This is a genomic window from Campylobacter concisus (assembly GCF_002913865.1).
Classification (GTDB): Bacteria; Campylobacterota; Campylobacteria; order Campylobacterales; family Campylobacteraceae; genus Campylobacter_A; species Campylobacter_A concisus_AM.
This window is the reverse complement of record NZ_POYX01000128.1, coordinates 1-13490: the sequence shown is the minus strand read 5'-3', so window position 1 is coordinate 13490 and position 13490 is coordinate 1. Positions and strand designations below refer to the sequence as shown.

17 protein-coding genes are annotated in these 13490 nt (G+C 39.2%); 11 read left to right on the top strand and 6 right to left on the bottom strand.

Annotated features, from left to right (window positions below; translation table 11 throughout):
* Positions 1 to 201: 201 nt before the first annotated feature.
* Complete coding sequence (locus CYP77_RS08275) at positions 202 to 867, bottom strand: lipid-binding SYLF domain-containing protein (protein WP_103565744.1); 666 nt, start codon at positions 865 to 867, stop codon at positions 202 to 204.
* Positions 868 to 984: 117 nt separating this feature from the next.
* On the opposite strand from CYP77_RS08275, the gene CYP77_RS08270 reads away from it, so the two are divergent.
* Together CYP77_RS08270 and CYP77_RS08265 are read left to right on the top strand one after the other, a co-directional pair.
* A complete protein-coding gene (locus CYP77_RS08270; protein ID WP_021093519.1) occupies positions 985 to 1593 on the top strand; it encodes a trimeric intracellular cation channel family protein in 609 nt (202 codons plus the stop codon).
* A complete protein-coding gene (locus CYP77_RS08265; protein ID WP_103565741.1) occupies positions 1590 to 2576 on the top strand; it encodes an SAM-dependent methyltransferase in 987 nt (328 codons plus the stop codon). The genes CYP77_RS08270 and CYP77_RS08265 overlap by 4 nt, the downstream gene beginning before the upstream one ends.
* Here the strand turns inward: CYP77_RS08265 and ybaK are convergent.
* Positions 2565 to 3047 (bottom strand): Cys-tRNA(Pro) deacylase, encoded by a 483-nt coding sequence (gene ybaK / locus CYP77_RS08260; RefSeq protein WP_021090136.1) that lies wholly within the window; start codon positions 3045 to 3047, stop codon positions 2565 to 2567. The two genes, CYP77_RS08265 and ybaK, sit on opposite strands and share 12 nt — an antisense overlap.
* A gap of 58 nt (positions 3048 to 3105) precedes the next feature.
* Here ybaK and fliL point away from each other — a divergent pair, with 58 nt between their 5' ends.
* From fliL to CYP77_RS08240, 4 genes are all read left to right on the top strand, one after another.
* A complete protein-coding gene (gene fliL, locus CYP77_RS08255) occupies positions 3106 to 3642 on the top strand; it encodes a flagellar basal body-associated protein FliL (RefSeq protein WP_002942267.1) in 537 nt (178 codons plus the stop codon).
* Positions 3639 to 3983: a holo-ACP synthase gene (acpS, locus tag CYP77_RS08250; RefSeq protein ID WP_103565735.1), complete on the top strand. Its 345-nt coding sequence runs from the start codon at positions 3639 to 3641 to the stop codon at positions 3981 to 3983. The genes fliL and acpS overlap by 4 nt, the downstream gene beginning before the upstream one ends.
* A 107-nt stretch (positions 3984 to 4090) precedes the next feature.
* Entirely contained in the window at positions 4091 to 4714 is a 624-nt protein-coding gene (locus tag CYP77_RS08245; RefSeq protein ID WP_103565732.1) for a hypothetical protein, read from the top strand.
* Between the two features lie 14 nt (positions 4715 to 4728).
* Entirely contained in the window at positions 4729 to 5328 is a 600-nt protein-coding gene (locus CYP77_RS08240) for a hypothetical protein (protein ID WP_181001410.1), read from the top strand.
* Positions 5329 to 5443: 115 nt separating this feature from the next.
* Here the strand turns inward: CYP77_RS08240 and radA are convergent, their stop codons facing one another.
* From radA to CYP77_RS08220, 4 genes are read right to left on the bottom strand one after another with little or no spacing between them, the layout of a single operon-like run.
* Positions 5444 to 6784 carry a DNA repair protein RadA gene (radA, locus tag CYP77_RS08235; protein WP_103565729.1) on the bottom strand — a complete coding sequence of 447 codons (1341 nt, stop codon included), beginning with the start codon at positions 6782 to 6784 and terminating at the stop codon, positions 5444 to 5446.
* Positions 6759 to 7121 (bottom strand): VanZ family protein, encoded by a 363-nt coding sequence (locus tag CYP77_RS08230; RefSeq protein WP_103565727.1) that lies wholly within the window; start codon positions 7119 to 7121, stop codon positions 6759 to 6761. Before CYP77_RS08230 ends, radA begins: the two co-directional genes overlap by 26 nt.
* A complete protein-coding gene (gene ftsY, locus CYP77_RS08225) occupies positions 7114 to 7980 on the bottom strand; it encodes a signal recognition particle-docking protein FtsY (RefSeq protein WP_021085234.1) in 867 nt (288 codons plus the stop codon). Before ftsY ends, CYP77_RS08230 begins: the two co-directional genes overlap by 8 nt.
* On the bottom strand, positions 7980 to 8615 hold the full coding sequence (locus tag CYP77_RS08220; RefSeq protein ID WP_103565725.1) for a TlpA family protein disulfide reductase: 636 nt from the start codon (positions 8613 to 8615) through the stop codon (positions 7980 to 7982). The genes ftsY and CYP77_RS08220 overlap by 1 nt, the downstream gene beginning before the upstream one ends.
* Positions 8616 to 8664: 49 nt before the next feature.
* Here CYP77_RS08220 and CYP77_RS08215 point away from each other — a divergent pair, with 49 nt between their 5' ends.
* The 5 genes from CYP77_RS08215 to CYP77_RS08195 are packed head-to-tail and all read left to right on the top strand — an operon-like array spanning position 8665 to position 13283.
* The gene (locus CYP77_RS08215) at positions 8665 to 9297 is read left to right on the top strand and encodes a 5-formyltetrahydrofolate cyclo-ligase (protein ID WP_103565722.1); all 633 of its coding nucleotides are present in this window, start codon (positions 8665 to 8667) and stop codon (positions 9295 to 9297) included.
* Positions 9230 to 10783, top strand: coding sequence for a ribonuclease Y (gene rny, locus CYP77_RS08210; protein WP_034901872.1), 1554 nt, complete (start codon positions 9230 to 9232; stop codon positions 10781 to 10783). The genes CYP77_RS08215 and rny overlap by 68 nt, the downstream gene beginning before the upstream one ends.
* 9 nt (positions 10784 to 10792) lie before the next feature.
* Positions 10793 to 11389, top strand: coding sequence for a lipid-binding SYLF domain-containing protein (locus CYP77_RS08205; protein WP_103565720.1), 597 nt, complete (start codon positions 10793 to 10795; stop codon positions 11387 to 11389).
* Positions 11389 to 11955: a DedA family protein gene (locus tag CYP77_RS08200; RefSeq protein WP_181001409.1), complete on the top strand. Its 567-nt coding sequence runs from the start codon at positions 11389 to 11391 to the stop codon at positions 11953 to 11955. Before CYP77_RS08205 ends, CYP77_RS08200 begins: the two co-directional genes overlap by 1 nt.
* Positions 11952 to 13283 carry a DUF945 family protein gene (locus CYP77_RS08195; protein WP_103565714.1) on the top strand — a complete coding sequence of 444 codons (1332 nt, stop codon included), beginning with the start codon at positions 11952 to 11954 and terminating at the stop codon, positions 13281 to 13283. Before CYP77_RS08200 ends, CYP77_RS08195 begins: the two co-directional genes overlap by 4 nt.
* Positions 13284 to 13490: the final 207 nt, after the last annotated feature.

Genomic DNA, 13490 nt, shown 5'->3' with positions numbered 1-13490 from the left:
ATACACAGACGGCGACTACGAAGAGGCGTTTGAATATATGACTCAATTTTCTCCAATCCCTAAAAAACGCTTTGTATCACTATTTATGGTTTAGCAAAAGGCTAAGCCATAATCTTGCTAAATTTATAAACTAAATTTCAAAAATCTTTAAAATGTAAAAAAAGAGCTTGACTCTTCTAAAAGAGCCAAGATATGAGGTTATTATAAGAAGTATTTTGAGATTATCTCTTTAAATTTTATTGTGTATTTGCTAGCTTTTGGGCTGTTGTTGTAGATATCTTCAAATTCATACATTCTCTCGTAGTAGTCGTTTGTATCTTGTGCGTTTATCTTAAGTCTTGCCACATCTAGGCTAACGCCCACGAAAGCTCCACTTGTCTTGCCACGCTCCTCGACAAATGCTGAAATTTCAGGCAAATCACTAGCTATCGCCACTTCGTTGCCAACGCCGCCAGTTGCTTCTGCTTTTAGACTGATCGTATCTTTTGCGTTAAATAAGCTTGCATAGGCTTCTGAGTTTTTAAATAAAATGATCATATCAGCCGAGCTATATCCTAGCTGAAGTCCGATGCTGCCAGATGTGTAATTTACAAAAAATGGGCTTGACCACTCGCCATCGTCGTTTTTAGCGATAAATACGCCTCTGCCTTTTGAGCCAGTGATGATCGCGCCTGCTTTTGTCACGTCTGGGATGATAGCGATGGCTTTGATGCCTGTAAATTTAGTATTTGGTTTTAAATTTCTAGTGCCAAAAGCGTTTAAAATGTTTATCGCATTTTTTAATTTTTGATTTTGAATCACATCAGCGTTTAAATTTAACGCAAAAAATGAGCCGATCAAAAAGAGCAAAGTTAGAATTTTTTTCATCAAATTTCCTTATTTAAAATTTTTGTTATTATAGCCTAAAATAAACTATTATTTAAAAATTTATTAATGAACTTTTATGAGATTTCATTATAAAATGCCCATTTTTAAGGAAAAAATATGAGCTTAATACTTTTTGTGGAGTACGTTGGTATCGCATCAGCTGCGCTTAGTGGCTTTTTGTTTGCAGTAAAGAGGGAGTGTGACTGGCTTGGCGTCTTTTTGTCCGCATTTTTGACCGCACTTGGAGGCGGTATCATGCGTGATATGCTCGTTGGTAGGGCAGTTTATTCATTCACTCACTATATGCCAGTAAGCGTCGTCATCTTTATGCTTGTTGTATCTAGGATTACAAATTTACATATAAAAAGAGAGGGTTTGGAGAAGAAATTTGTCTTTATCTTTGCCGACGCGATTGACGTTATCTGCTTTTCTATCGTTGGAGCGATGGTTGCCATAGAGTATAGTTACAACATCTTTGGCGTCATGATGATCGCCTTTTTTAACGGTGTTGGTGGCGGTATCTTAAGAGATATCTTGCTAAATGAAGTCCCGTGGTTTTTACGCACTGGACTTTACGGCACGATAAGCCTTGGCGTGGGGCTTGCCTACTTTATCCTCTATCATCTGGGCCTTACCAACATATTTTTTACCATGCTCTTGCTAGCTGCTGGCATAACGGTCAGGATGTTCGCATTTTATAGAGGCTGGAAGCTGCCTGATCTATGAAATTTAGCGAGTTTTTTGATATCTGGGTCAATAAAAACTACTATAAATTTGGTGTGGATATTGGCAAAAAGGGCGACTTTTACACAAATGTAAGCGTTGGCTACCTCTTTGGCGCCTGCCTTGCAAACTATTTTATAAAGCTACTTAAAAATGGCGAAATTTCTAGCTCTTGCAAGGTCGTGGAGATCGGCGCAAACTCAGGCGATATGTTGGCTGATTTCGCACAGGGTATTTTTACTCTTGAGCCAGAAATTTTGTCAAATTTAGAGTTTATCATTATCGAACCTCATGAAATTTTACGTAAAAAACAGCTTGAAACCTTTAAAAATCGCTTTGGTGACGAGGTTAGAGTAGGGCACTATGAAAATTTAGGCGAGTGCTCGTTTGATGAAATTTTTGTCATCTCAAATGAGCTGCTTGACGCGTTTAGCTGCGAGGTGATAGACGCAGATAATATGCTTTTTGTGGATAGTGACTTAAAATTTCACTGGCAAAAGGCAGATCAAAATTTGCTAGCCCTTGCAAAGAAATTTGGCATAAAAAGGGGTGAAATTTCAACTAGCTACGCTAAATTTGCGCTCCAGCTTGCAAATGCGGCAAAAAAAATTAGATTTTTAAGCTTTGACTACGGCGAATTTGAGCCAAAAAATGAATTTAGTCTAAGAGTTTTTAAAGATCATCAAGTTTTTTCTTTGTTTGAAATTTCAAACCTCGAGCCATATTTTAAAAGCTCGGATCTTACTTATAGCCTTTGTTTTAAGCAGGTCAAGGCCGCTTTTTGCGAGGCTGGCTTTAAAATGGTCAAATTTAAAAAACAAAATGATGCTTTGGTTTGCGACTTTGGCGTGGATGAAATTTTATCTTTGGTACTTGAAAAAGGCAGCAAGCAAGCCTACGAAAACGCCGCAAAACAGGCAAAATTTCTACTCTCACCCGAGTTTTTAGGCGAGAAGTTTAAATTTATAGAGTTTTTAAAGAGCTAGCCTGGCGATATCAGCGTAATCCGCTTCGCAAGCCTTTAAAAGGTCATTTGGAGCTATCTTTATCTGCTTGCCTCTTACTCCAGCGCTTACTAGCACGTACTCTTGCTCTTTTGCTCGCTCATCGATAAATGTGGCAAAGTGCTTTTTCATAGCAAGTGGCGAGCAGCCGCCTCTAATGTAGCCGGTGATCTTTTCTAGATCTTTTAAATTTATAAGTTCGCAGCGTTTGGCTCCGCACGCATGAGCAAGTGCCTTTAGATCAAGCTCCAGATCGCCTTGCAAGCAAGCAACGACAAAATTTTTAGGCTCGCACTGACAGACGATTGTCTTATAAATTTGCTTTATATCTTGCTTGGTGCTAGCTGCTACGTGAACGGCTGAAAGATCGTTTAGATCGACTTCATATTCAAGTATCTCATACTCTATTTTTAGCTTGTCTAAAAGCCTAGCGGCGTTGGTTTTATGTATCATCTTTTCTCATTTTTGTGAATTTTTTGTATAATTATAGCCAAAACTTAAAGGAGGAAAGATGGCTGAAGAAGTTGAAGAGAAAAAAGCAAAAAAAGGTGGCAATGGCGCTTTGATGATAATCATCATCGCGATATTTGTTTTATTGCTAGTTATCGGAGGGCTAGTGGCGTTTTTGATGCTTAGTTCTGACGAGCCAAAAGAGGCAAATATGGCGCAAACACCAGCTCAGACTCAAACTCAACCAGCACCCGCTCAAAACAAAGCAAAACGCGGTGGCAACGACTATTCGAACATGGGACCGATATATCCGCTTGACCAGTTCGTCGTAAATTTACTTAGTGAAAATGGCTCGAGATTTCTTAAAACTAAGATTGATCTAGAGCAAAGCGACGAGCTACTAACTGCAGAGCTTGATAAGAAAAAGGCACTTTTAAGAGATATCATCATAAGAACGCTCTCTTCTAAAACATACGAAGAGGTGAGCACTGCAAAGGGCAAGGATAGGCTAAAAGACGAGATCGTCGGCAAGCTAAATGAAGTGCTAAATGATGGTTATATCAAAAACATATTTTTTACTGATTTTGTGGTGCAATGATAGGCATCGATATCGTTAAGATAGATAGAATTTCAAGACTTAAGGCTCGTCACGGCGAGCTTTTTTTAAAGAGATTTTTAAGCGATAATGAGATCGCGCTAGCAAAAAATGATGCGACTTTGGCTGGATTTTGGGCGGCCAAAGAAGCAGCTAGCAAAGCCCTTGGTGTAGGCATCAGCAAAGAGTGTGGCTTTTTGGATATTATGCTCAGTAAAGACGCAAGAAACGCGCCAAAGATAAAATTTAGCCCAAGAATTTATACAAGCTTTAATATCAAAGAAGCAAACCTTAGTATAACTCACGACGGCGGATTTGCTGTAGCTGCAGTGATGATCGTGTGAAATTTATCTGTTTTAGATTTCTAAAACATAATGTAGATAAAAAAGTGATTTAAATTTCGCATGTTTAGCTACTAAATACAAATTTGAAAGTTAATGGAGGAGCTTAAGTGATAGTTAGATGTGTAAAAGTCGATGATGAACATTGGGGTTTTAGACTTTATAAAAAATATATAGTTTATGCTTTGCGCTTTAAAGAGACAAAGGTTAGCTTTCTTATTTATGATAACAATAGATGGTATCCATTCTTTTACGATTCTAAATATTTTGAAATTTTAGATAACTTTGCGCCAAGTTCTTGGAGACTATCAAAAGGCAGTTGTATCACTGTCGTTGCATACGAAGAAATGGCATCTGGCTTTGATAATTACTATTTTGACTTAGTAGATATAAAGCCCTCTGTTATAGAAAATTTTATGCAAAGAAAAAGAGAGATTGATAAAGAAGTTGTGCAAAATAGACTTATAAATGGCATAGAATTAAAGCTAAAGGCTATAAATGACCTTCAAGCGTCAGGCAAAATATCTAATCTTAAGCTAATTTTTGAAAATGAACTAGTTAAAATAAATATAAATATAAATATTAACAATAAAACAAGATATGAGTATTTAAAAAATAGCAGTCAAAGCTGGTGCTATATAAAACTAGATGACGGTAAATTTGAAGCGATGGCAAGTGTTGATAGGCTAAATTTTGTACTTAAAAGAGCTATTAAATTTATAGAGACGACATAATCTAAGGGATAAAATTGAAAGTAAAACTAAAAGATGGTGTTGATAAAGATAAATACCACATACCGACATATAAATCCATCGGTGATTATTTAAAAATAGATCAAGAGTATGAAGTTTGCGGGATAGAGGTAAATAAAAATGACCCATGTTGTATAAGTTATTCGGTAATATTTGATTATAGAACTTGGAGTTTTGATGCAAATATTTTTATTATAGTAGATGACACTATTGGTGCTGACTGGGTTTTAAGACAGATAAACGAGAGCATTTTTATGCTTGCTCCAAAATGCATAAATTATCTTGGATTTGTAGAGGAATTTTGGGACAATGAACTACCAGCGTTAAGAGCGTATTATAAGAGATTTGATAGTGCTATAAAAAGATCATTTCCACGACATGAATTTAGAAAAATCTTTAACGACTATCAAGATCCAAGTATCAAAGCTGCTGGAGTAGATACGCAAGCAGATGGTTACGTGGTTTGTCCGCATTGCTACAACGCTGAGCAGGTAAGTGCAGAACTAGGTGTCATAAAGTGCGAAAAATGCCACCAAGAGTATAACAACCCACTTTCCAGAATTTGTTCAAGTGGGATATCTGTGCTTGATGATTAAATTTAAATGTTTTTATAAAAGCCTATATGCCCCAAAATTCTATAAGCTCGTTTGCGAGTGATAAGGTTTTTAAAATATTTTTAAAAACCTGCTTATTCATAAATTCAAACTATCTCTACATCCACTCAAGCACTTGCGTGATATCTTTGGCATAAAAGCACTTTAGACCTTGCGTGTCAAGCGGTTTGTTTGGGATGATCGCGTTTTTAAATTTCTGCGTTTTTGCCTCTTTTAGGCGTTGATCGAGATTAAAAATTTCTCTTATCTCGCCGTTTAGGCTTAGCTCGCCGATGAAGACGCTGTCCTTGCTGATAGGGCGGTTTTTGAAGCTGCTGATTATCGCTGCGATGACGGCTAGATCGGCCGCAGTCTCGCTTATCTTAACGCCACCTGAAACGTTTATAAAGACGTCGTAGTGCCCAAGTGGAATTTCAAGTTTTCGCTCAAGTAGGGCTAGTAGCATATCTAGGCGGTTTCTCTCAAAGCCAGTCGAGCTTCGTTTTGGATAGGCGCTCTCGCAAACAAGTGCTTGAATTTCGATGCTAAGCGCCCTTGAACCTTCCATTATGATGGTGATCGCGCTGCCACTCATCGCCCCGCCACGTGTGAAAAATTTACTCGATACCTCATTTGCGCTCACAAGTCCGTGCTGGCTCATCTCAAATATACCAACCTCGCTCGTCGAGCCAAAGCGGTTTTTAAATCCACGCAAAATTCTCAGCTCTCTGCTCGCATCGCCCTCAAAATAAAGCACCACATCGACCATGTGCTCAAGCACTCTAGGCCCTGCGATTGAGCCTTCTTTGGTTATGTGTCCGATGATGAAAACGCAGATATTTTGGCTCTTTGCAAGTCTCATCAGCTCAAATGTGATCTCACGAACCTGCGTGATAGATCCTGGAGCGGAGGTTATATTTTGGCTATAAAGTGTTTGTATGGAGTCTATTACTAGCACCTTGTAGTAGCTCTTTTGCACTTCAGCTAGGATATCTTCTAGGCAAATTTCAGTTAGCAGGTATAAATTTTTATCCACCGCATTTAGCCTGTCAGCTCTCATTTTTATCTGGCTTTGGCTCTCTTCGCCGCTTACATAGAGCGTTTTTTTGCCGTCTTTTGCTAAATTTGAGCCGATTTTTAGAAGCAAGGTTGATTTACCGATGCCTGGGCTGCCACCTATTAAAACAAGCGAACCCTCGACCACACCACCACCAAGAACAAGGTCTAGCTCGCTATCTTTGGTGCTAAATCTCGTGAAATTTTGAATTTCAACTTCGTCGATGCTTATGGCTTTGCTAGGCGTGCTACTGCTTTTTGCTATCTCTTTACTTATCTTTATCTCTTGCTGGCTAAGCTCGACAAAGCTATCCCAAGCCCCACATTGTGGGCATTTGCCCAGCCACTTTGCCTGTTGATTGCCGCAGGCTTGACACTCAAAAACTGGCTTTGCTTTTGCCATAATATATCCTTTTTAAAATTTCAACTACTATCACTCCAAAGGCTGCTCCGATCATGTCAGCCACGATGTCAAGCAGGCTAAAGCTCCTATTTGGTAAAAAAGCCTGAACGAGCTCTATTTGCACGCCAAAGGCTAAAAGTAGGGCTAAATTTTTTAAAATTTTAAACTCATAGCCAAGGTAGAGCAGTATATAAAGGACGAAAAAGGCTAAAAAATGGTTTGCTTTGTCCCACGAGTTTTCAATGATCGCAGGACTTTTTGGAGTAAATGCAAGAAAATCAATCGCCAAAAGTGCAGCGAAAAAGCAAATTTTACTTAGAATTTTCACTCTACTCAAAAATGGCGTCCATCAGCTCGTCTAAAAACTCGTCTGGGTTAAATTTAATGATATCGTCCATGCTTTCGCCAACGCCTATATAAAATATAGGTAACTCAAGCTCCCTTGCCACGCCAAATAGCGCTCCACCCTTTGCGGTGCCGTCAAGCTTTGTGATGATGACGCCATCAAGTGAGACGATCTCGTTAAATGCCTTTGCCTGCGCGACACCAGCGTTGCCCTGCGTGCCATCAAGGATGAGAATTTTACGGTGAGGCGCCTTTTCATAGGCCTTTTTGCTGATACGAACGATCTTATCAAGCTCGTTTGCCAAATTTGTCTGGTTTTGAAGCCTGCCAGCCGTGTCTAAGATGACGCGGTCGATCCCTTTTGCAAGGGCTGAGCTGATCGTGTCGTAAGCCACAGCTGAAGGGTCGTGACCTTGCTGGGTGGCGACTATTGGCACATTTAGTCTGATTGACCACTGGCGCAGCTGCTCGATCGCTCCAGCTCTAAATGTATCACAAGCGCCCAAAATGACGCTTTTGCCGTTATTTTTATATAAATTTGCTAGTTTTGCGATGGTCGTCGTCTTGCCAGCGCCATTTACGCCAAGAATAAGATCGACAAATGGCTTATCAGGCTCGATCACTCGCTCTTTTTCGTAGATAAAATAACTACTCATAACGCGTCTAAGGTCGGCTCTGCTCACTTCATCTTGTGGCGGCAAGTAGTATAAAATCTCCTCTACGATCTCGTAAGCCACGTCAGCTTCTAGTAAAATTTCCTCTAAGCTCTCTTTGTCGATCTTTTTTGATTTTTTAGCCGAGCTTATCGCTCCAAAGGTCTTTTCAAAGCCTCTTTTTAAAAACTCAAGCATTATTTTATGGCCCTATTTATGTCAGTTTCGAGCATCTCTTCAGGCACAAGACCGATGTAGCCTTGAGCGTAGTCGCCGTTTGCTTTAAAAAGTGCAGATGCTGGGAGTCCTTTGATGCCGCCCATCGCCTTTTCAAATAAGAAATTTCCCTCGCCAACTGCGATGTCGTATTTGATCTTATACTTTTGTGCAAATTCTTTGACTTCGTCCTCACTCTTGTCTTCAAGCAAGACAGCAACGATGTTTAGCTCGTTTTTAAATTTCTCACTTAGGTTGTTTAAAGATGGGATCTCAGCCTTGCATGGTGGGCACCAAGTAGCGAAAAATACGTAAAGTGTCGCTTTCTTGCCGTCTTTTACGTCAAAGCCGTTGCTTCTTTTTGTGATCTGCATAGTTGTGCCGTTAAGCAGTTTTAGGCTTATCTCTTTTGTTTCGTCGCTTTGTGCGCTCTCATTCATTTTTGGAGTGAGCGTATCTTTGCTTAAATTTTCATCTTTGCTGGCATTTTCTTCTAAATTTTTACTTTGCACAGCTGGTTCGCTAGTGTTTTGCTCGCTCTTTTTGTTAGAGTCGTCACCGCATCCGAAAAATGCAAAAAGACAAAGTGATGTTATAATTGCGCGTTTTAGTGTCATAAATTTCCTTTTGAAAAATGTTTCAGGATTATACAAGAAAGAGCATAAAATGAGCGTTAATTTAGAAAAAAACGAATTTAGAAAAAATGCAAGAGCAAATTTGATAAAGCTTACTAAATTTAGAGCAAAATGCACACATCATAAGGCAGCAAAAACGCTTTTAAATTTGATAAATTACACAAATTCTAAAAAGGTGCTCTTTTACTTGCCTCTTAACTACGAAGTCGATGTGCTTAAAATAAGACGAAATTTATCACATAAATGTGAAATTTTTGCCCCTTTTATGGTAGGTCTTAGCTTAGAGATGGTAAGATTGCGACTGCCATTTATAACTTATAAATTTAATGTCAGGCAGCCATCTGGCAAAAAAATGAATAATGTTAAACTCGATATGGCGGTAGTTCCAGCGATTGGGGTTGATGGAGCTATGGCAAGGATAGGGCACGGAAAAGGATTTTACGATAGATTTTTTGACACTTTGCCCGTTAAGCCAAAACTGATAGTTTTCTTAGAGGTAAAAGACTTTTACACCAAAGATGTGCTCTCGCAGGCGCATGATGCGGTGGGAGACTTTTATATAACCCCAAGTAAAAATTATATAAAAAGAGGAATAAATGATAGAGGTTTTAATAGGCTTAGGAGCCGGTGTGGTGGGCGTTGGAGCAGGGTATCTTTACGCTAAAAAGATAAATGATGCAAACTACAACATATTTTTAGAGCAGGCAAAAGCAAAGGCAAAAGCCATTGAGTATGAAGCTGAGCTAACGCTTAAAAACTCTAAAATTTCAGTGCAAGAGGCTGAATTTGAGGCTAAAAAAAGATACGATGACAAGACGACAAAGCTTCAAAAAGAGTATGCAAGTAAATTTGATGAGCTAACCAAAAAAGAGAAAATTTTGCTAAATGAGCAAGAGCTTTTAAATGAGAGCAAAGAGCTTTTTGAAAAAGACAAGCAAGATGCGAAGGTTACTTACGAAGAGGGCTTAAATTTAAAAGCGACTTATCAAAACAAAGTAGAAGAGGCGATAAGGGTGCTTGAGCACGCTGCTGGATTAACAGAGGAAGAAGCAAAAGAGGTTGTGCTTAAAAAGGTCGAGGAGAAGTCACGCGCCGACATCGCTCACATCGTTAGAAAGTACGAAGAAGAGGCAAAAAGAGAGGCTAAAAAGAGGGTTAATTATATCTTGGCGCAGGCTACGTCGAGATTTGCTGGAGAATTTGCGGCTGAGCGACTGATAAATGTCGTAAATATCAAAAACGATGAGCTAAAAGGCAGGATCATCGGCAAAGAGGGACGTAATATCAAGACCCTTGAAATGGTCCTTGGCGTTGATATTATCATCGATGATACGCCACATGCGATCATCTTAAGCAGCTTTAACCTTTACAGACGTGCGATCGCAACAAGAGTGATCGAGCTTTTGGTGGAGGACGGCAGAATTCAGCCTGCAAGGATAGAAGACCTTCACAAAAAAGTGACTGAAGAATTTGAGCAAAGCATACAAGAAGAGGGCGAGAACATCGTCATGGACCTTGGTTTAAATAAAATTCATCCAGAGATAGTAAAACTAATAGGCAAGCTTAAATTTAGAGCAAGCTACGGTCAAAACGCCCTTGCGCACAGCCTTGAAGTGGCTCACCTTGCTGGCATCATCGCAGCTGAGTGCGGCGGAGATGAGAAACTAGCAAAAAGAGCTGGCATACTTCACGACATCGGCAAGGCGCTAACTCACGAGTACGAGGGCAGCCACGTTGATCTTGGAGCTGAAATTTGCAAACGCTACAAGGAGCATCCAGTTGTCATCAATGCGATCTATGCTCACCACGGACACGAAGAGGCTACTAGTATAGAAAGTGCTGCTGTTTGCGCGGCTGATGCACTAAGTGCAGCTCGTCCAGGAGCAAGACGTGAGGTACTTGAGAGCTTCTTAAAACGTGTTGAAGAGATCGAAAACATCGCAAAAAGCAAAGAGGGCATCAAGCAAGCTTATGCGATCAACGCTGGCCGTGAGATCCGTGTCATTGCAAATGCTAAGCTAATAAACGACGATGAAGCCGTGCTTGTGGCAAAAGAGATCGCTCAAGAGATCGAGAGTAAAGTGCAGTATCCTGGTGAGATCAAAGTAAGCGTCATCAGAGAAACTCGCGCTGTTGATTTTGCAAAATAACGGCAAGATATGAAATTTCTTTTATCATTAATAATGTTTTTCTCGTTTGGCTTTGCCAGCGAGGAGCTTGTGTTAGACTCGGCAAATTCGTTTATAACGACGATGAGAGGCGCTAGAAACGCTCCTATAAAAGAGCTCATCGAGCAGTCAAAGGCGACGATCATCTTTCCAAGTGTAAAAAAAGTCGGTTTTGTAGTCGGTGGCATGGGCGGAGATGGCATCATGGTCGTTGGCAACATCAACTCGCCAAGTGAAATTTTGCCAGTTAGTATAAGTGGCGGCAGCATCGGCATACAGCTTGGTTATGAAGATAGCTCGCTTGTGCTTTTTATATTTAAAGATAGTATCATCTACGACATAAAAGACGCTAAGATCACGCTTGATACGAAGCTTTCAGTGGCATTTGGCGATATCGGGCGCAATTATAATAAAGTAAGCGATTTTAAATTTTCAAGCGACATCTATGCGTATGCTGCAAATGATGGGTTTTTCGCTGGAGCTAGCTTTGGTGGAGCAGTCATTAGCGCAAAGGATGAAATTTTAAAACAAAGTGGCTACGCATACGAGCAACTAATATCTTCAGCTTCTAAACTTTTGGGGCAATGATGCAAGATATTATAAACTCAATCTCAACTTACGGCTACGTTGTGCTGTTTTTTTACAGCCTTGGTGGCGGCATGGTTGCGCTTATCGCCGCTGGGATATTAAGCTTTGCAGGCAAAATGGACATCACTCTTAGCATAATCGTCGCTGCCGTGGCAAATACGATCGGCGATACTTTGATCTTTTACGTCGCAAGGTTTAACAAAAGCTCGCTTATGCCTTATGTGAAAAATCACAAAAGAAAGCTTGCCTACGCTGGAATTTTGGCAAAAAAGCATGGCGATAAGATAATATTTATCAAGAAATTTATCTATGGCGTCAAAACTTTGGTGCCTATCGCGCTTGGACTTACAAAATACTCTTTTTATAAATTTAGTGTTATAAATTTGATCTCCTCAGTTCTTTGGGCGGTGATCGTCGGTCTTGCAAGCTATAAAGCAGGGGATTATTTCGTGAGTGTGAGTGACTATCTTGGCGCGCATGGATATATCATGCCACTTGCTATGGTAGGCTTATTATTTGGTATCTGGTTGTTTTTACAACACATTACAAAAAGGAGAAAAGTATGAAAAAGTTGATATCTGCCCTAGTTGTAGTTATCGTGGTTGCAGTTGGAGCTGCTTATATCGCTTCAAATAAAGTAGAGGAGCATTATCAAAGGACTGTTGATAAGCTAAATGACATAAAAGGTTTTAAGGTTTCTGAAAACAAGTATGAAAAAGGGCTTTTTGGCTCAAATGGCTCGTTTGATCTTACTGTTTCAAAAGATCTTTTTTACAATATCACTGGCGAAGAGCTTGATGAGGATTTGAAATTTAAAGTAGAGAGCACGATATCACACTCAGTGCTTGCCTTTTTAAATGGCTTTGAGATCGACTCAAAAGTTTCTATCCAAAACGATATGATCAAAAATATCGCAGCCACATTCTTGGGCTCAAATGTCGTTGCAACCGCAAAGACAAAGGCAACTTTGGCTGGTGATAAAGATATAAATGTGAAATTTAGTGATGTTGATTTTAATGACAAAAAGACAAACAAATTTCTTACAAAAGATTTCAAATTTGCCTTGAAAGTGGACAAAAAATATAACCTTAATAGTGGCAATATCGAGATAGCTAAGATCGCATTTAAAAGCTATGACGAATATAAAGATAGCATTGAGGCTGAGGGAGTTTATATAGACACAGCCTATACAACGCCAGTTGAGCTTTCGAAGATATTTGAAAGCAAAATATCTCCGTATGTTGCAAATGCCAAATTTAAAAAAGTCGCCCTTTTGTCTGAAGGCGATGGTGATATCGTAGTTGATGACTTTGACTATAAGTCAAAATTTGAAATTTCAAACGATCTTGGCAGCTCAAATGACGTGGTGAAGATAGGTGCAGTAAGTGTAAGCAAGCTAAAATATACAGATTTTGCCTTTGAGAGTAAGCTATCAAATATCAACGTCCCTGCGATAAATAAGGTGCTTGATAAGTTAAGTAGCACAAATGGCGATAAAAGCGTGCTTGACGAGCTAAATTTTGATGAAATACTTGGTCAAATTTTAGAGAAAAACCCAAATTTAAAAGTAAGTAATCTCAGCTTCAAAAATGGCGACAAGAGTTTAAAACTAAACTTAGATGCAGCTGTTAATGGCTTTAAAAATGGCTCAACTCAGCTTGAAATTTTTGACAAACTTTCACTTGAAGGCAAATTAAGCGTGGATGAGAGCTTGGCTAAATTCTTTGATACGGCATTTCCTGAGATGGCACTTTTTGAGCCAACTCTAATATCTACTGGATATCTTAAAGAAGAGGGCAAGAAAGTTGTGAGCGACTTTAAATATGATCCAAGCAAAAAAGACGTTATTTTTAACGGAAAAGTTGGACTTCAAAATTTATTCATGGGCTTTTAAAAAATAGCCTGATTTTTATCTACTTTTAAGCATCACTTCTATATACTTCACTTTCTGTTTTGCAGAACGCAGAGCAGAAAGTTCTTTTAACTTACAATTGTTAAACTATTAGTCAATCTTTGAAATCTAAACAAGTGATCGATTGAGCCAGTCTATTATGATTAAATAATAGATTAGACAAACTAATATATAAAAACTAAAAAGTTT